The 18458-nt window shown below is 71.7% G+C and carries 11 protein-coding genes and 2 pseudogenes; 7 read left to right on the top strand and 6 right to left on the bottom strand.

The genetic code is table 11. The features are described from left to right. Positions 1 to 32: 32 nt before the first annotated feature. Both ACIP60_RS10115 and ACIP60_RS10110 read right to left on the bottom strand, forming a co-directional pair. Positions 33 to 902, bottom strand: a complete 870-nt coding sequence (locus ACIP60_RS10115; RefSeq protein ID WP_400682066.1) for a transglutaminase family protein — start codon at positions 900 to 902, stop codon at positions 33 to 35. Between the two features lie 49 nt (positions 903 to 951). Beyond that, a complete protein-coding gene (locus ACIP60_RS10110) occupies positions 952 to 1890 on the bottom strand; it encodes a GNAT family N-acetyltransferase (protein WP_400682063.1) in 939 nt (312 codons plus the stop codon). Positions 1891 to 2086: 196 nt separating this feature from the next. Here ACIP60_RS10110 and fdxA point away from each other — a divergent pair, with 196 nt between their 5' ends. The 3 genes and pseudogenes from fdxA to ACIP60_RS10095 all read left to right on the top strand — a co-directional run. Continuing rightward, the gene (gene fdxA, locus ACIP60_RS10105) at positions 2087 to 2413 is read left to right on the top strand and encodes a ferredoxin (protein WP_030061559.1); all 327 of its coding nucleotides are present in this window, start codon (positions 2087 to 2089) and stop codon (positions 2411 to 2413) included. 17 nt (positions 2414 to 2430) lie between these two features. Further along, positions 2431 to 3576: a succinyldiaminopimelate transaminase gene (gene dapC, locus ACIP60_RS10100; RefSeq protein WP_400682061.1), complete on the top strand. Its 1146-nt coding sequence runs from the start codon at positions 2431 to 2433 to the stop codon at positions 3574 to 3576. Positions 3577 to 3692: 116 nt separating this feature from the next. Further along, a pseudogene (locus tag ACIP60_RS10095) lies at positions 3693 to 3889 on the top strand (helix-turn-helix domain-containing protein); the annotation flags it as partial. Here the strand turns inward: ACIP60_RS10095 and ACIP60_RS10090 are convergent. Next, a complete protein-coding gene (locus ACIP60_RS10090; protein WP_400682668.1) occupies positions 3820 to 4122 on the bottom strand; it encodes a transposase domain-containing protein in 303 nt (100 codons plus the stop codon). The pseudogene ACIP60_RS10095 and the gene ACIP60_RS10090 sit on opposite strands and share 70 nt — an antisense overlap. Before the next feature lie 955 nt (positions 4123 to 5077). Further along, positions 5078 to 5814: pseudogene (locus ACIP60_RS10085) on the bottom strand (transposase family protein); the annotation flags it as partial. 1136 nt (positions 5815 to 6950) lie between these two features. On the opposite strand from ACIP60_RS10085, the gene ACIP60_RS10080 reads away from it, so the two are divergent. After that, on the top strand, positions 6951 to 12632 hold the full coding sequence (locus ACIP60_RS10080; protein ID WP_400682058.1) for a DNRLRE domain-containing protein: 5682 nt from the start codon (positions 6951 to 6953) through the stop codon (positions 12630 to 12632). A 587-nt stretch (positions 12633 to 13219) separates the two neighbouring features. Then, positions 13220 to 14134, top strand: a complete 915-nt coding sequence (locus ACIP60_RS10075) for an IS982 family transposase (protein WP_400682056.1) — start codon at positions 13220 to 13222, stop codon at positions 14132 to 14134. A gap of 102 nt (positions 14135 to 14236) precedes the next feature. On the opposite strand, the gene ACIP60_RS10070 is transcribed toward ACIP60_RS10075, so the two are convergent. Together ACIP60_RS10070 and ACIP60_RS10065 are read right to left on the bottom strand one after the other, a co-directional pair. Further along, the gene (locus tag ACIP60_RS10070) at positions 14237 to 14959 is read right to left on the bottom strand and encodes a hypothetical protein (protein ID WP_400682053.1); all 723 of its coding nucleotides are present in this window, start codon (positions 14957 to 14959) and stop codon (positions 14237 to 14239) included. A gap of 343 nt (positions 14960 to 15302) precedes the next feature. Then, entirely contained in the window at positions 15303 to 16304 is a 1002-nt protein-coding gene (locus tag ACIP60_RS10065) for a hypothetical protein (RefSeq protein WP_400682051.1), read from the bottom strand. 150 nt (positions 16305 to 16454) lie between these two features. Here ACIP60_RS10065 and dapE point away from each other — a divergent pair, with 150 nt between their 5' ends. Together dapE and ACIP60_RS10055 are read left to right on the top strand one after the other, a co-directional pair. Then, positions 16455 to 17528: a succinyl-diaminopimelate desuccinylase gene (dapE, locus tag ACIP60_RS10060; RefSeq protein WP_400682049.1), complete on the top strand. Its 1074-nt coding sequence runs from the start codon at positions 16455 to 16457 to the stop codon at positions 17526 to 17528. 147 nt (positions 17529 to 17675) lie between these two features. Further along, a complete protein-coding gene (locus tag ACIP60_RS10055; protein ID WP_400682047.1) occupies positions 17676 to 18458 on the top strand; it encodes a TIGR00730 family Rossman fold protein in 783 nt (260 codons plus the stop codon).

The raw sequence follows: 18458 nt of genomic DNA, 5'->3' as shown, positions 1-18458 counted from the left end.
CCGCCGCCCGCGCACCGCCCGGCCGGGCGCGTTCAGTTGAGCCGGTGCCGGGCCGACCTCGCCTCCAGGCGGACCTTCGCCGCGCTCTCCGGATCGAAGGCGTCCAGGATCTTCGCGTAGTCCTCCATCTCGGCGGCGCCGCCCAGGAAGTCGCCGGTCTTGACCAGCAACTCGGCCCGCTCCAGGCGCAGTTGCGCGGGGTGGCGGGGCAGCAGCAGGGCCAGTTCGGCGGCCCAGAGCTGGGTGCGGGCGTGCTCGGGGCGGTCGGCGGCCCAGCGCCGGATGTTGCCCAGGACGCGCAGCACGGTGTCCAACGGCTGCGCCGGGGTGAGCAGTTCGGGGGAGAACGGGTGGCCGGAGGCGGCGACCAGGCGCTCCACGTCGGAGACGTCGAGCAGCCGGCCGCCGTGGAACGGGTCGGCCAGCACGTACTCGTCGCCGCCGCCCGGATCGCCCACCGCGACGATGAAGTGGCCCGGCAGCGCGATGCCGTGGACGGTCAGCCCGGCCCGGGCGGCCACCGCCGACCAGACCAGCGAGAGCATGATCGGCAGCCCGCGGCGGCGGCGCAGCACCTCCGGCAGCAGCGAGGACTCCAGCCGGAGGTAGTCGGACTGCCGGCCGTGGAAGCGCTCGCGCCCGCCGAGCACCGCCGCGAGCAGCGCGGCGGTCTCCTCCGGGCCGCTCGGGCGGCGTTCGGCGACGGCCTCGCGGATGGCCGCGGCGTGCCGGTCCAGGGCGGCCTGACAGGCCGTCAGGAGGGCGTCCGGGGACGGCTGTTCGGCACTGTCGCCGGGGTCGCCGAGGGTGTGCTCGGCGGCGGCGAGCAGGCACAGCAGCACCGGGTCGGGGTGTTCGCCCCGGGCTTCGGTGCGGAAGCGGGTTCTGCTCTGCTCGGTCACTGCGGCCTTCGGTTCAGCAGCGGTCGTGGCTCACTACAGGTGGTGCACGCTACCGCTGGGGAAGGCGGGCGTAGTGGTAAGTGTGACTGGTCGTGAAGCCCAGCCGGTCGTACAGCGCGATCGCGCCCCCGTTGTCCGCCTCGACCTGCAGGTACCCGCCGGTGGCGCCCTCCTCGGCGGCCCGGGCGGCGAGCGCGGCCAGCACGGCGGTGGCCAGGCCGCGGCGGCGGGCGGCCGGGGCGACCTCGACCGCGCCGAAGCAGGCCCAGGCGCCGTCCACCACCAGCCGGCCGATGGCCAGCGGGGTGCCGTCCGGGCCGGGGACGCGGGCGAACCAGACCGAGGGACCGCCGTGCATCACCGCGGTGGCGGCCGCCTCCAGGGCGGGGTCGCCGCCCACCCGGCGGTACAGCGCCAGCCACTCCGGCCCGGCGGTGCGGGCGAGCCGGACGTCCGCCGGGCGACCGGCCCGGGCCAGCCCGCCGAGCGGGGCGGTGCGCACCAGGGTCGGGGCGAGGGCCGCGCCGAGCCGGTCCAGCTCGGCGGCCAGGCCGGGCGGCGAGCCGGGGGAGACCACCTCGACGTACGCGGGCAGCGAACGGGCCGCGTACCAGTCGCGCACCCGGTCCAGCGCCGCGTCCAGCGGCAGGCCCGGGTCGCCCAGCGTCTGCACCGAGTTGGCCCGCCGGGTGAACCCGGCCGAGGCGCGCAGCGTCCACCCGCCCAGCTGCTCCTGCTCGACGGCGGGCCAGCCGCGGGCGGCGATCCGCTGCAGCTCGACCGGGCCGGTCGCGGGCGCGGCCAGCCGCCGGGCCGGGAACGCCGGGACGGGCTTGCCGGCCACCAGCAGCCCGGCGGCGAAGCGCACCGGCGCGCCGCCGCGCGGCTCGACCGTCAACCCGTCGCCGTCCCACGAGGTGAGCACGCCGATCGCGTCGCGGAACACCGGACGCCCGTCCGCCACGCCGTCGACACGCCGGACCGACACCCGTCGTCCCACGTCAGACGGGCCTATCCGGACCTCCGGACGGGCCTCCCACGGCACCGCGCCGACCATGAACCGCACCTCCTGTGCATTTGCGTGCCCCGACCCGCGATACTAGGGGCGGGCATCGGCGACGCCGCGCGCAAAGCGCGACCGAGTAAACAGTAGGGCGGCAGCCCTTCCGAGGAGGAACGACAGCGTGACCTACGTCATCGCGCAGCCTTGTGTCGACGTCAAGGACAAGGCGTGCATCGAAGAGTGCCCCGTGGACTGCATCTACGAGGGCGAGCGCTCCCTCTACATCCACCCGGACGAGTGCGTGGACTGTGGCGCCTGCGAGCCGGTCTGTCCGGTCGAGGCGATCTTCTACGAGGACGACACCCCGGAGGAGTGGAAGGACTACTACAAGGCGAACGTCGAGTTCTTCGACGACCTGGGCTCGCCCGGCGGCGCCTCCAAGCTCGGCCTGATCGAGCGCGACCACCCGTTCATCGCCGCGCTGCCCCCGCAGAACGCCGACCACTGATCGGTGGCATCCACGCTGTGAGCACCAACGACAGCACGCACGCGCCGTTCCCGGGCCACCCGGGGGCGGCGCGCCGCGTCTCCGACCGCCTGCCGGTCTTCCCCTGGGACCGGCTCGAACCGTACAAGCGCACCGCCCTGGCGCACCCGGACGGGCTCTGCGACTTCTCCGTCGGCACCCCGGTGGACCCGGTGCCCGAGCTGGTCCAGCGGGCGCTGGCCGCGCACACCGACACGCCCGGCTACCCCACCGTGTGGGGCCCGCTGTCGCTGCGCGACGCGATCGCCGGCTGGCTGGGCCGCCGCTGCGGCGCCGAGATCGGCCCCGAGGCGGTGCTCCCCACCGTCGGCTCCAAGGAGCTGGTGGCCTGGCTGCCCGGCCAGCTCGGCCTCGGCCCCGGCGACCAGGTCGCCTACCCGAAGCTCGCCTACCCCACGTACGAGGTCGGCGCGCTGCTGTGCGGCGCCGAGCCGGTCGCCTACCAGGACGTCGACGAGCTGGACGGCTCCAGGGTCCGGCTGCTGTGGCTGAACTCGCCGTCCAACCCCACCGGACGGGTGCTGGACGCCGCCGAGCTGCGGCGCGCCGTCGAGTGGGCCCGGGAGCACCGGGCGCTGCTGGTCAGCGACGAGTGCTACCTCGAACTCGGCTGGGAGGCCGAGCCGGTGTCGGTGCTGCACCCGTCGGTCTGCGGCGGCTCGCACGAGGGCCTGCTGGCCGTGCACTCGCTCTCCAAGCGCTCCAACCTGGCCGGCTACCGGGCCTCCTTCGCGGCCGGCGACCCGGTGGTGGTCCGCGAGCTGCTGGAGGTCCGCAAGCACGGCGGCATGATCGTGCCCGCGCCGGTGCAGGCGGCCACCGCGGCCGCCCTCGCCGACGACGCGCACGTCGCCGAGCAGCGGGCCAGGTACGCCCAGCGGCGCAGCGCCCTGCGGGCCGCGCTGGAGGCGTACGGGTTCCGGATCGAGCACTCCGAGGCGAGCCTGTACCTGTGGGCGACCCAGGACCGGCCGTGCTGGGAGAGCGTGGCCGAACTCGCCGAGCTGGGCATCCTGGTGGCCCCCGGCGACTTCTACGGCCCGGCCGGCGACCGGTTCGTGCGGGTGGCGTTCACCGCCACCGACGAGCGGGTGGCCTCGGCCGTGGAGCGGCTCAAGCGCTAGATGTACTGCCCACGGAGGTTGGTGACAGGGCTCACGGCGTGGTGATCTTGAAGTGAGTGAGGGCCTTCTGGCCAGGTGTGGATTGCGACATCCACCCCAGCGCCGGAAAGGCCCTCATCTCGCACTCTGATGCACCGCTGACCGAGACCGGCCGGCTGCGCCCGGTCCACTGCGTGGTCGAGGACGGCGGGCCGCCGAGCGCTTCCAGGCGTCGCCGACCACCGCCAAGCGCTGGGCGGACCGCTACCGCACGCTCGGCGAGGCCGGTACGGGCGACCGGTCCTCGCGGCCGCACCACAGCCCGCGCCGGACCCGACCCGCTCCGGCTCCGGTCCCGGCCGGAGCCGGGCCCGGCCGATCGCGGCCGTCGTCGGTACCCGCCAGGCCCCCCGGCCACTCTCCCGCTCCAGGCCCCTGGGTCAGGAGCCGGGCGAGTTCCTCATAGCCCTGCCCGCAGAACAGGCGCATCGCCAGGACGAAGTACACCACCACTCGCGCCGGGAGCAGTCGGTGGCGCTTCTCGGTCCGGCCGCACTCCGCGATCACCTCGTCCACCAACTCAGGCAGGAAGGCCCACGTCAGCACCCCCAGCGCAATCCGATCCGAGAACCGCTCGTCCACCGACGGCTTCACCTGTCCGGGCCTTGGCACGACCGACCCGACGACCAAAGCCACCGGTATTGCGTCTGGACCTCGACGGCACGCCGACGCCTCGGTGGGAGCCGGTCCCGCCGGACCATTGGAGTTGGTGATCGGCTTTCCGGGTCGGGAAGCCGCCTGCTCCCGGGCCCATGGGTTGTCCGGGACGTCCTGCGGGGCAGGGGCGGAAGCACCGCGGGGTGACGGTTCGGGACCGGACGCTGACAGGTGAGATCAGCGGCGACTCCGTGACGGCGACCGCGGCCGGAGGGGGGCCGAGGGGCGGCCGGCCGACGGCGGTGATGCGGCCGACGGCGGTGAGGCCGAGGTGGGCGCCCCGGGGCCAGGGCCCGCAGGACGACGGCCTCCAGGAGGTCGAGCAGCACTTCGCAGCCGGCGCTGTCCAGCTCGTCGCCGGGCGGATGGAGAGGACAGGGGGCAGCATCGACATGCAAAGAACCGTCGACAAGGGCGCTGGGGACAACCCCGCGGCCCAGCCGTGGCGTCCTGCCGCCGCCGGGCGTCGGACGACGACCGTCCGCACGGAGGACGGCACCCGCGCGAGCGAGCGCTTGACGGCGCGGTGGACCAGGGATCCAGAGGCATGCACCCGCCGACAGCGGGATGTCAGCCGGAATTCCCACGCCGCGCGGGCGGGAACGCGTCCTCGCCAATCGCAGCACCCTTTCCGGAGCCATGGCTACGGACGGCCCGGGGCAACCAGTTCTCTTCGGCTTCGCAGGCATGAGGTGCAACGGCTTTCCTCAAGTGCCCGCCCGTGAACCCAAGAGCCTGGCACCACAGCCCGAACGAAGCATTCCGCAATGAGCCTCTTCCATCCTGAGTTTTCGCTGGTCGTGAGGCTGTGGATCATGAGGGTGCGGGTGGCGGTGATCAGGCGGCTGATGCGGTCGGTCGAGCAGCGGGCCTTGCTGAAGACCTTCCAGGTCTTCAGCTGGGCGAAGGCCCGTTCGCCGGGCGCTCGGAGTCGGGCGTGGTCGCGGTTGTACTGCTGGTGGTGCTCGGGCAGTTCGTGGTGGTTGTGGTGGGGGGGTGCGGAAGGTGGCGCCGGCGCCGCGGTGGGCCCGGTCCGCCAGGACGAGGACCTCGCGGGTTCGGGCAGGCCTGGAGGATGCCGTGGGCGCGGGCCGCGGTCAGGTCGTGGGTGCGGCTCGGCAGGGCGCGGGAGAACCACAGGGGTGTGCCGTCGGGTGCGGCGACGACCTGCACGTTCATCCCGTGCGTGCGGTGCTTTTGCGAGTGGTACGGTTCGTCCGTCTCGACCCGGTCGGTCGGGATCAGCGTGCCGTCGATGATCACGAAGTCGCCCTCGCCCAGTCCCGCCAGGGCCTCGCGCGGGCCCGGCGCCCAGGCGGCCAGGACCTCCCCGCTCTCGTCGGAGTACCGCCAGGCCGTCGCCTCCGACCCCCCGAACCCGGCGGCGACCCGCGCGAACGTCTCGTTCTTCCGCAGGTGGGCCAGGACCGGCAGGGCCTGTTTGAAGCAGCTCAACTTCCGCCAGCGCGACCCGAGTTCACACCTTCGGGTACGGATCGGCCATGAGACGTGCTCGACCAGCTCGTACGGGACATCGAGCATGGCAGGACGCGAGACCGGGCGAGGCTCCTCGATCAGAGCGTGGTGCGTAGAGAACACCAACGCAACGACCAGGAGCCTCGCCTGTCACCCCACCCGCGCTGACCGGCCATTTCACCCCCTCGGGACAGGATGGAGGAGGCTCGGTGTCAAGTGCATCCCATTTGTTTCTTTTGGGCCGGCTTGGGAAATTGGAGTTCTTTGCGAAACATTGCCGATGTCTACACGGGGTCCACTTCTCGGAAGGTGCACAATCTTCACATCCGATGCCGCTTCACGACCTTTCAGGCCGCCATGCGGGCACATTTTTTCCACTGCACAAGGATAGCCTACAGTACTAATTTTCCTAGAACTTATCAGATTCGCACTTCACGATCCATCGCCTGTTGGCAAAAAATTGGCAATAAATATTTGAGCACCCTCTGAGGGTGTCGGGCGGACACCGATTCGCCGTCGCTGCGGAGATCGGCGAGGGGTGCCATGATCCTTCCGGCCTCGGGACCGAGGCCATTAGGGAGATGTTCATGTCTAGCAGATTCGGTGCGATCGGGCAGGATATGCCCGTTTCGTCACCATCGGCTCCATCGCGCATGCTGAGACGAATTGCCATTTCGGTAATTCTTGCCCTTGTGGTCGATGCCGGTGCCGTACAGGCACTGGCCACCCCGCTGTCGGCCCCGCGTCCCAAGCCGGCTGCGGCCACCGGGCCGGCCGAGGCCGCGGACGAGTCCTCGGCACGCATCGCGGCGCGGCTGCAGCAACGTCCCATCGAGGCGCTGAGCGCTCGTACCGAGACAACGGCTCTCTGGGCGAATCCCGACGGCACCCTGACCACGCAGCTCTCCGCGGCACCCGTCCGGTTCAAAGAGGCAGACGGCCAGTGGCGTGCGATCGACCCGACGCTGGTGACCCGTCCCGACGGGACGGTGGAAGCCAAGTCCCACCCGTTGCACCTCGCCTTGACGGGCCGACGCGATGTGGCCGCCGGTCGGACCCCCGTGTCCGGAACGACACCCCTCGTCTCCATGAACGATGGCACGGGAAGCGGGCTTGAACTCGCTTGGGCGGGTGCCCTGCCCGCACCCACGGTGGAAGGCACGACGGCGACCTACGCCGATGCGCTACCGAGGACCGACCTGTTGGTCGAGTCCACGCGGACGGGCTTCGAGCAGTACCTGCGGCTCAAGGACCGGTCTGCTGTCACGAACGGCACGATGTCCTTCACCCTGAAGGCCAAGGGGCTCAAGGCCCGTGCCCTGGACGACGGTTCCGTGGAGTTCACCAGAGCCCAGAGCGGCGAGAAGGCCGGTTCGCTACCGGCACCGACGATGTGGGACGCCCAGACCGACCTCCGGACCGGACAGCACACCCACCGGGCCAAGGTCGGGCTCAAACTCGCCCAGGACGGCGATCTCGTCCAGCTGACCCTCACCCCCGACGCAGCCTTCCTGGCAGACCCCGGAACAGCGTTCCCGGTGATCGTCGACCCTGCAGTCGACCTCGGCTCCAGTTTCGACACCTACGTCCTCAACGGCGACACCACCGACGAATCGGCCGCCACCCAGCTGAACATCGGCAACGACGGCACCGGCAAGGTCGCCCGCTCCTTCCTGAGCTTCCCGGTGGCCGCCATCGCGAAGAAGCACGTTCTGTCGGCCGATCTGAACCTGTACGGAACGGGTTCCTGGTCGTGCACCCCGAACGCGTGGGAGATCTGGTCCACGGGAGCGGCCGACACAGCCACCAGGTGGACCAACCAGCCCACCTGGGGCACCAAGTACGCCACCTCAAGTGAGACCAGGGGCTTCTCCGGCTCCTGCGGCGCCGACTGGACGAAGACCGACGTCACCGCCCTGGTCAGCGCGTGGGCGGTGGACGGCAGCGCCGTCAACCACCTGGGGATCCGCGCCGCGGACGAGGGCGTCGGCTCGTGGAAGACCTTTGCCTCCGGCAACGCCGCCGCCAACCCGCCCTCCATCACGGTGACCTACAACACCGTGCCCGGCGCGGCGGTCGGCTACGGCCTCAGCCCGTGGTCGGTGAACGGCTACACCGCAGGCACGTACACGACCTCGGCGACTCCCACGCTGTGGGCGAAGGGCGTGGACGCCGACGGCGCCGTGTACACCGCCGAGTTCGAGGTGACGCCCGATCCCGCCGCTGCGGACACCACGTACAGCTACACCGGAAGCAGCGGCAGCACCGCCTCGGGCGTCAACGCCCTGCTGACGGTCCCGACAGCGAACGCCTTCCCCGACGGCAAGCACCTGCGGCTGCGGACGCGCATCAAGGACGGGACCGACACCAGCGCCTGGAGTGCCTACAGCACGTTCGCCGTCGACACCACCAGGCCGGCCTCCCCGACCGTCAACTGCTCGCCCTACGCGGCCGGCACGTGGTCCGCCCAGACCGACAGCGGTGCCGACTGCGCACTGTCGACAACTGCCTCCGACGGGCAGGGCTTCGTGTGGGGCCTGGACGACGAGAGCACCCCCACCCGGCTGGACGACACCGCCCACGGCACGGGCGGTCACCCCCTCACTCTCAACATCAAGCCCGGCGGCGGCTGGCACACCCTCTACGTCCGCACCGTCGACGCGGCCGGCAACCGCTCCCTCAACGCCACCGCCTACGCCTTCGGCGTCGGGGCGGACGGGGCGGCACTCCTGACCCCCGGCGACGGTGAGCGCAGCGCCGCCCGCGTCTCGCTCACCGCCAAGGGCCGCAGCGACTGGACCGGTGTCACCTACGAGTACCGGATCGGAGAGACCGACACCTGGAAGACGGTTCCCGCCGCCGACGTCAGCCGGGCCTCCGACGGATCGGCCGTCAGCTGGCCGCTCGCCGGCGGCGGTGGCAGTCCCGCCGCGTTGAACTGGAACATCACCTCCACCGTCGCGGCAGACGGTCCTGTAGACGTACGGGCGAAGTTCACCAATGCCTCGACGAGCGGGTACTCGCAGACCGTGGCGGTCACCGTCGACCGGCTCGCGGGAGAGGCTCCGGGTCGACCCGTGGGCCCCGGCTCGGTCAACATGCTGACGGGCGACTTCACCCTCTCCGCCACCGACGCCTCTGCCTTCGGGCTGAGCGTCGCGCGCGCCGCCTCCTCCCGGCAGCCGTCGGCGGGGTCCGCGCAGCAGGGCCAGGTCGCCATCTTCGGCCCGCAATGGACCTCGGGCACCGTCGCTGAGATCAGCGGAAGCACCTGGGTGTCGGTGGAACCGACGTCGGCGACCTCGGTCGCCCTCACGGACGCCGCCGGCAGCCGCATCGGCTTCACCGCCACCAGCACCGGGCAGTGGAAGGCCGAGACCGGATCGGAGGAACTCCAGCTCTCCGGTTCCCTCGCCACCTCGTTCACCCTGAAGGACACCGACGGTGTCACCAGCACCTTCGCCAAGGTCGACGCCGCCGCGACGGCGTGGACGCTGACCACCAGCTACCGTCCGACCGACAACTCCATGACCACCGTGGTGTCGGAGAAGGTCGTCAGCGGCAGCACCACGCTCGCCCGGCCGAAGTACGTCCTCGCTCCGACCAGCGCGGTCACGGCGGCCACCTGCGCCACGACGCCGTCCACGAAGGGCTGCCGCGTCCTGGAGTTCGTGTACGCGAACTCCACCAACGCCACCGACAGCGCCTTCGGCGACTTCACGGGGCGCGTCCGGCAGATCAACCTCTGGGCCACCAGCCCGGACGCGGCCTCCGCCACGTCCGAGACCATCGCCCAGTACACCTACGACGCCACGGGGCGCCTGCGTGAGACCTGGGACCCCCGGATCAGCCCGGTGCTGAAGACCTCGTACGGCTACGACGGTGCGGGCCGGGTCACGACGTTGACGCCGCCCGGGGAACTCGCCTGGTCCCTCACCTACGGCAAGGCGGGGACAGGCCCCACCTCCGGCGATGGCATGCTGCTCAAGGCCTCCCGCAGCACCCTGGTCCCGGGCACCGCGTCCACCGTGAACGGTTCGGCCGATACCAGCCTCGTCTACGGTGTCCGTCTGAGCGGCTCCCGCGCGCCGTACCCGATGGCGGCCGGCGACGTCGCCGGCTGGGGGCAGAAGGACGCCCCGACCGATGCCACCGCGCTCTTCCCGGCAGGCAGCAACCCGGTGTCCAACGACGGCAGCCAACTGAGCGCCGGTGACTACGCCCGCGCCAGCATCGTCTACACCAACGCTTCCGGCCGTGAGGTCAACGCCGCCCAGCCCGGCGGCCACATCAGCACAACCCAGTACGACCGGTACGGAAACCGGCTTTCCAGCCTGTCCGCGGCCAACCGCGAGGTCGCGCTCGGCGTGTCCGCCGATGACCGCGCTGCCCAACTGGAGCTGGGCATCGCGCAACTCGGCGCGGGCGACCGCGCAGAACTGCTCGAGACGTCCTCCTACTACAGCCAAGACGGTGCCCGGGAGCTCGAAACGTTCGGCCCCCTGCACCGCGTCCAGCTCACCACCGATCTCAAGAAGGGAACCTCCGTCCTCGTCCCCGCCGGCACGACCGTTCCCGCCCGGGCCTGGACCGTCAACGAATACGACACCGGCCGCCCCGCCGACGCGTCCGTCTCCGACCAACTGACCCTCACCACCAGCGGTCTGCGCGTCAACGGCTACGACTCCCAGCAGGGCGACACCCGCGTGCACGAGACCCAGTACGACTGGGCCAAGGGTCTGCCGAACCTCGACATCGTCGACTCCGGCGGCCTCTCGCTGGGCACCCAGACCGGCTACAACGCTCAGGGCAAGGTCGTCTCCTCCATCCCGCCGGGCGGCACCGACACCGCCGTCGCCACCTCCACCGTGTACTGGTCGGCGGCCGGCACCGGTTGGTGCAAGGGACGTCCGGAGTGGGCCGACCTCCCGTGCTGGACCGGTCCCGACGCCGACATCACCGGTGGCGGCACCAATCCCTCGCAGAAGGCCGACACCAGCATCGAGTACGGCCGCTACGGCCAGATGACGAAGACGATCGACACGGCCAACGGCGCGAGCCGGACGGTCTCGATCACCTCCGACGCCGCCGGCCGTCCCGTTCAGGTCACCCAGTCCGGTGGCAGCGGACAGGCCGTCCCGACCACCACCACCGGTTACGACCCCCTCAACGGCAAGGTTTCGTCGGTCACCTCGGCCACCGGCGGCACCGTCACCAAGACCTACGACAAGCTCGGCCGGATCCTCAGCTACCAGGACGCCGACGGAGCGACCACCACCAGCCAGTACGACGCCCTCGACCGGCTGACCAAGGTCACTGACGCGGCCCCGTCCACCACCACATACACCTACGACACCAGTGTCGACCCCCGCGGCCTGCTCACGCAGTTGACCGACTCGGTCGCCGGTACCTTCTCCGCCAGGTACAACGCCGACGGCGACGTCGTCTCCGAGCAGCTGCCCGGCGGCTACACGCTCTCACTGCACCAGGACAGCACCAGGAACACCACCGGCCGCACCTACACCCGGGACAGCGACTCAGCCCTCGTAATGGCTGACTCCATCCTGACGTCGATCCACAACCAGGTCGCCACGCACATCGCATCCGCCGGTGACAGCTCCGTCCAGCGCTACACCTACGACCGGACCGGTCGCCTGACCGAAGTGCGCGACACCCTCGCAGACCAGTGCACATTGCGCACCTACACGCTCGACAAGCGCGCCAACCGGATCGCGCAGAGCACCGCCACCGCAGCGGTCGGGGCAGTCTGCCCCTCCGCCGGCACCGCGGTGACCCACACCTACGACAGCGCCGACCGCCTCGTCGACGCCGGCTACACCTATGACGCCTTCGGGCGTGCCACCGCCATGCCCGGCAGCACGATCACCTACTACGGCAACGACCTCATCCGCCAGCAGACCGCCGGCTCCAAGCGTCAGACCTGGACGCTCGACTCCGCGCTGCGCCAGCGCTCGGCCACGATCGAGACGAACACCTCCGGCACCTGGAGCACGACCGCCACCCGCACCAACCACTTCAGCGACGACACCGACGCCCCCCGCTGGGTGGCCGAGGACGCGAGTGGCACCGTGACGCGCAACGTCCACGGCATCGGCGGAAAGCTCATGGCCACCACCGCCAATGCCGGCGGAGTCGTCCTGCTCCTGAGCGACTTCCACGGCGACATCACCCTTCAACTGCCGCTCGACACCTCCAAGAGCCCCGTCGTGGTGCACGCGGACGAGTACGGCAAGGTGAGCGCGCCGGCCCAGGGGACCCGTTACGGCTACCTGGGCACGGAGCAGCGGTCCGCCGAGACCCCCAGTGGTGCGGTGCTGATGGGCGTGCGCGTCTACTCCCCCGAGGCGGGCCGGTTCCTCAGCAACGATCCCGTTCCCGGAGGAAGCTGCAGCAACTACGACTACGTGTGCGGCGACCCGGTCAACAACACGGACCTGGGCGGCGATCTGCCGAACGGATGCGCGAGCTACTCGAAGACGTACAACATCTACGAGGGCAGCGTGAACATCACGGTCGCCACCATCCACATGCGCGCCGAGTTCTGCACCAGCTACGGGAGACTCACCAGCTCCAGGGTCTACTCCTGGAGCGACCAGTCCTACCGCGCCCAGTGGATGGGCTGGAGCATCGGCTTCTGGTCTCCGTGGCCCTCCGTGAACAACCAGGGCCACCACCAGTGGATCTCCAGCGGGCGCATGCGCGCGTGCCTTGTCAAATACATCCCGATCTGCGGCTACGACGAGACGTTCGACATGCGCGTCGACTACTACGGCCTCACCTACATATGGGGTGTGCCCGCCAGGTACACCGCCGTATGGAGCGCCTACTGCACCAACAGCAAGTGCAAGCTCCGGTTCCGCTGACCGCAGGGTGACGCCATGAGGACAAGACAGTTCGGCTTCGTCCTGGTACTGCTGTCCACCACAGCGGCCGCAGCCATCGGTTACCACGCCAACGGCGGCCACCCAAGTCGCCCCTGGGCCCTCCTCGGAGGCACTCTGGGGACGGCAGCAGCCCTGACGATCCGATGGATCCGCAAGAAATAGCACCGTCCGAGGGAACGGCGAGAGGTCTGCACCGACCTCTCGCCGTTCCCTCGACCGCTTCCTCACCGGGTTCCGGACGACGAGCGGAGCGCAGAGCCGGCGCGGCCGCCCAGCGGGGGTTCTGCCCAGGTCGGAGCAGTGGGCGACGCCGCGTCGACCTCGGTGAGGACGTCGAGCTCGACGAGGCGTTCCAGCTCGACGGGTGCCTTCGATGTTCTTCGGTAGGAATTCGTGACCGAGGACTTCGCAGACGTCCCCGACCCGGAGGGAGCCGGTGGCCTCGTTGAAAACGGCGGGGATGCGCGGGTGGTCCGGGTGCCCCGGCACGCCGGGTCTGCCAGATGATTCATGCCAAGGGCACCTGAGCGCGCATGGGATGAAGCGAGGGAGTCCAAAGGTCGGTTGTGACGCCTGACCTGGACTCCCTCGCGACCGCACTCCACGTGAAGACCGACGACCTGCTGAAGGAATCGTCGCATCCGGCGTCGTGGCGGCCCGCGGTCGGAATCGCGCCCCGGCTCACGGACGCCGAGCTGGTGACCCTGGCAGTGTTGCAGGCCCTGCTCGGCTTCCCTTCCGAACGCCGCTGGATCCGCCGCGCCACCGCACACCTTCGCCACCTGTTCCCCTACCCGCCCGGGCAGTTCGGCTACAACAGGCGCCTGCGCAAGCCCGCCGATTTGATCGCCCACGTCAACCGGCTCCTGGTGACCGACACCTCGCTGTGGGCCGAGAGCGTGTGGATCGTGGACTCCACACCGCTGGAGTGCGGCCGCTCCCGGGAGAACGCCGAGCGCTCCGACCTCGTCGGCTGGGCCGAGTACGGCTACTGCGCCAGCCACTCACGCTACTTCCGGGGCCTGCGGCCGCACCTGGTGTGCACCCTGCACGGCCTGCCCGTCGCCTTCGCCCTCACCGGCGCGAAGGCCGACGAGCGCCAGACCCTGCTCGGCATCCTCCACGCCGACCCCGACCTGGCCCGCTCCCGGCCGGGACAGACCCTCATCGCCGACCGGCACCACTACGGCCGCGCCTTCGAACACGAACTCGCCCAGTGGAGACTCCATCTGCTCCGCACGGCCCGCGAGGGCGAGCCCGAACGGGCCGGAGGCGGGCTGTTCAAACCGCTGCGGCAGACCATCGAGTCGGTCAACCAGACCTTCAAGGCCCCACTCGACCTCGAACGCCACCACGGCCGCACCCAGGGCGGTGTGATGGTCCGCGTCCTGCAACGCGCTCTCGCCCTGACCAGCGCGATCTGGCACAACGACCACACCGGCCAACCCGCCATGCGCTCCCTGACCGCCTACGACCACTAACCCTTCGCATCAATCGTCCAGCCGCAGGCAACGCGGCACGACGGGCGCGCGGGAGGGGGCGGAGCCGGCCGGCTCCGCCCCCTCCCGCGTGCGTGCGCCGGATCAGCCGATCGGCAGGCCGCCGCCCTGGATGCCGCCGAGCAGGCCGCCGACCGGGCCCAGCGCGCCGGTCAGGCCGCCCAGCGGGCTGTCGCCGCCCAGCGAGGGCACGCCGCCCAGGCGGTTGGCGGACTCGTGCTCGGTCAGGCCCGCCAGGGTGCCCGCGACCGGCAGCGACTGGACCGCGCCGGTGACCGGGCCGAGCTTGTCGGCGGCCGGCAGGCCCTGGGCGAGCTTGTCGGTGGGCAGGCCCCGGGCCACGGTGGACAGCGGGGTGCCGGTGACCTTCTGGGCGGCCGGGACGACCTTGTCGGTGACGGCCGGGGCGACCTTCTCCTCGACCGCCGGGGCGACCTTGTCGGTGAGGGTGTCGAGCGAGCCGGTCAGCTGGCCGGCCTTGCCGAGCGGACCGAGCTTGCCGAGCGCGTCGTCGGTGGAGGGCAGGTTGTGCGCGACGGTGTTGCCCGCCGCGTCGGCGGCCGCCGGGCCGCCCGCCGCCAGGGTCGCGGCGCCGGTGGTGCCGACCACGTGGCCCAGCTCGTGGGTGGCCCCCTGCACCGCGTCACCCGAGTTGGGGACGTCGGCCAGCTTGGTCACGCCGGCGCCCAGGTCGGTCTGCGGCACCACCTCGGTGGCGGAGGCGGCGCCCGCGGCCGCGAGCGGCGCCGCGGTGGCGGCGACGAGCAGCGCGGCCTGGGCGATCCGGCGCGTGAGGGGGAAGGACATGGTGCTCCTAAGAAGTGAGGTCGACGGTCCGCCGGGCGGCCGGCGCGGGGCCGGCCCGTCCGGCGGGCGACGTGTATGACCGCAAGAGCACCGGGAAGGTTTCGGCCGGTCAAGGTCAAGGGTTGGCAAAGATCGGACGATCCTTTTTCGGTCCGCGCGCACCCGCCACCCCGGCGGCGGCCGGTGCAGAACCGTCACTCCCCTGCTGCGCCACGCCTCCGGGCCGGGGTGGCGCGCCGGGCGCGGGGCCGCCCGCCAGGAGGGCCGCCGTCAGCGGGAGTTGACCCGAATCACCCGGTGGGCGGTCACCCGCGCACCAGTGCGTCAACGCACCGTCGGACCGTCACTTCCCCTTGACCGGCTCGCCCAGCGTCACCAGCACCCGGTCCGACGGCGCGCCCGCCAGCGGCTTCCAGCCCTGCCCCGGCTTGTCCACCCGCCACACCCTGCCGTCGTACGCGACCTGGCCGATGCCCAGCGCGGCGGCCTGCGCCACCGACCAGTGCGCCAGCGCCCAGCCGGTCTGCCCCGCCCCGCCGGCGCCCGCCGTGCTCGCGGTCGGCTGCGGGGTGAGCGCCAGCACCTCGCGCGGGTCCTTGGCCGCCTTCTCGGCGCCCGCCACCGTCACCGCCTTGCCGAACTCCCGGCGCACCCGGTCCGACAGGTTGGCCGCGGTCGGGGCCGGCTCGGTCGGATCGGTCGGGACCGGCGCGGGCAGCGCGTGCACCACGCAGTCCAGCGCGGCCGGTTCGCGGCCGGTCAGCACCGAGGCCAGCAGCGCCGCGTTGTTCTCGTGCTTGGCGTACGCCTGCGGGTAGCCGCTGCGCTGCACCTGCTGGGCGGCGTCGGTCAGCGGCATCTGCGCGTACCCGTTCACCTTCACCAGCGCGTCCAGGAACTTGTCGGTCGAGTAGACCGGGTCCATGATCTGCTCGACGCTGCCCCAGCCCTGCGAGGGGCGCTGCTGGAACAGGCCCACCGAGTCCCGGTCGCCGCCCGCCAGGTTGTGCAGCTTCGACTCCTGGATGGCGGTCGCCAGCGAGATGGTCACCGCCCGCTCCGGCAGGCCGCGGGCCATCGCCACCGCCGTGATGGTGGCCGCGTTCGCCGCCTGCGGCAGCTCCAGCGTCCCCGAGCCGGCCGCGGTGGTGACCTTGCAGCCCTCGGCCGGGGGCGCGAGCTTGTCCCGGTTCAGCCACACCACCAGGCCGCCGACCACCGCCAGCGCCAGCACCCCGACCAGCACCCGCCGCCACGGCCGCCGCCGGCGCGGCGCCTCGTACCCGTCGTCGTACTCGGCGTCGTACCCGTCGTCCGCGGCGTCGTACCCGGCGTCCTCGGCCACGGTGGCCCCTTTCCCTGGTGGTGCGGTCGCCGCGGTCCCGGCCCGGCGCGCGTCGTTCGCGGACACCGTAACCGCTCGGACGGCCGTACGGGTCCGCGCGGTTGCGCGGGCGCCCGCGCAGCGGTCCGGCGGCTCGGTAGGGTGGCCGCCATGAGCAGCCCGAACGAGCCCCTCGACCTGACCCTCGACGGCGGAGCGCTGACCGCCCGCCTGGTCGACTTCCCGTCCGTCAGCGGCGAGGAGACCGCCCTGGCGGACGCCGTCGAGGCCGCGCTCCGGGCCCTCCCGCACCTCACCGTCGACCGCCACGGCAACAACGTGGTCGCCCGCACCCACTTCGGCCGGGACGAGCGGGTGGTGCTCGCCGGCCACCTGGACACCGTGCCGATCGCCGACAACGTGCCCTCGCACGTCGAGGGCGACCTGCTCTACGGCTGCGGCACCTCCGACATGAAGTCCGGCGTCGCCGTGCAGCTGCGGCTCGCCGCCACGCTCACCGAGGCCAACCGGGACGTCACCTACGTCTTCTACGACTGCGAGGAGGTGGAGGCCACCCGCAACGGCCTCGGCCACCTGTTCGCGACCCACCCCGACTGGCTGGCCGGGGACTTCGCCGTCCTGCTGGAGCCCAGCGGCGCCGTCGTCGAGGGCGGCTGCCAGGGCAGCCTGCGCGCCGACGTCACGCTCACCGGAGTCCGGGCCCACGCCGCCCGCGGCTGGCTCGGCGACAACGCCATCCACAAGGCCGCGGAGGTGCTGCGCCGGCTCGCCGAGTACCAGCCGCGCCGGGTCGAGATCGACGGCCTGGAGTACCGCGAGGGCCTCAACGCCACCCGGATCGACGGCGGCGTCGCCGGGAACGTCATCCCCGACGAGTGCACCATCCACGTCGCCTTCCGGTTCGCCCCCGACCGCACCCTGGAGCAGGCCGAGGAGCACCTGCGCGAGGTCTTCGAGGGCTACCGGCTCGACATCGCGGACGCCTCGCCCGCCGCGCTGCCCGGCCTCGGCCTGCCCGCCGCCCGGGCCTTCCTGGCCGCGGTCGGCGGCGAGCCCCGGGCCAAGTTCGGCTGGACCGACGTGGCCCGGTTCTCCGCGCACGGCGTCCCCGCCGTCAACTACGGCCCCGGCGACCCGAACCTGGCCCACAAGCGGGAGGAGCATTGCTCGCTGAGCGCGATCGCCGAGGTCGAGCAGCGGCTGCGGGACTGGCTGAGCCGGTAGCCGGTAGCCGGTAGCCGGTAGCCGGTAGCGGACGGGGAGCGGCGGGGGCCGAACGGGGGCCGCGCGAGCGGAGGTTCGTCCGACCCCCGCCTGCGCGACCACCGTTATTTACCTCGGATCGTGCCTCGTCAGGCGTAGTGTTCCGACATGACAGCCAACGGAGATGAACCCGTCCGCCGGCAGAAGAAGCCGTGGCCCGAGAAGCGCAAGGGCCCGGTCCTGCTGCGGCGCGACCAGGTCGAGACGAGCACGACGGACCAGCGGCTGCTGGACACCACCGGGCCGTCCGACTGGTTGCACACCGACCCGTGGCGGGTGCTGCGGATCACCTCGGAGTTCGTCGAGGGCTTCGGCGCCCTCGCCGAACTCCCCACCGCGATCAGCGTGTTCGGCTCCGCCCGGACGCCGGTCGGCTCGCCCGAGTACGAGGCAGGGGTGGAGATCGGCCGGGCGCTGGCCGAGGCCGGCTACGCGGTGATCACCGGCGGCGGGCCCGGCGCGATGGAGGCCGCCAACAAGGGCGCCACCGAGGCCGGCGGGCTGAGCGTCGGCCTGGGCATCGAGCTGCCGTTCGAGCAGGGCCTGAACGAGTACGTCGACCTGGGCCTGAACTTCCGCTACTTCTTCGTCCGCAAGACGATGTTCGTGAAGTACGCCCAGGGCTTCGTGGTGCTCCCCGGCGGGCTCGGCACCCTGGACGAGCTGTTCGAGGCGCTCACCCTGGTGCAGACGAAGAAGGTCACCCGGTTCCCGGTGGTCCTGTTCGGCAGCGCCTACTGGGGCGGCCTGGTGGAGTGGCTCAAGTCCACCCTGGTCGCCCAGGGCAAGGCCAACCCCGCCGACCTCGAACTGTTCCACGTCACCGACGACGTGACCGAGGTGCTGAAGGTCCTGGACGCCGCGCGGGGGCCGAAGGGCACCCCCGCGTAG

Source organism: Kitasatospora sp. NPDC088783, from assembly GCF_044750705.1.
GTDB classification, from domain to species: Bacteria; Actinomycetota; Actinomycetes; order Streptomycetales; family Streptomycetaceae; genus Kitasatospora; species Kitasatospora fiedleri.
The sequence above is the reverse complement of the archived record's forward strand: the minus strand, read 5'-3'. Positions and strand labels throughout refer to the sequence as shown.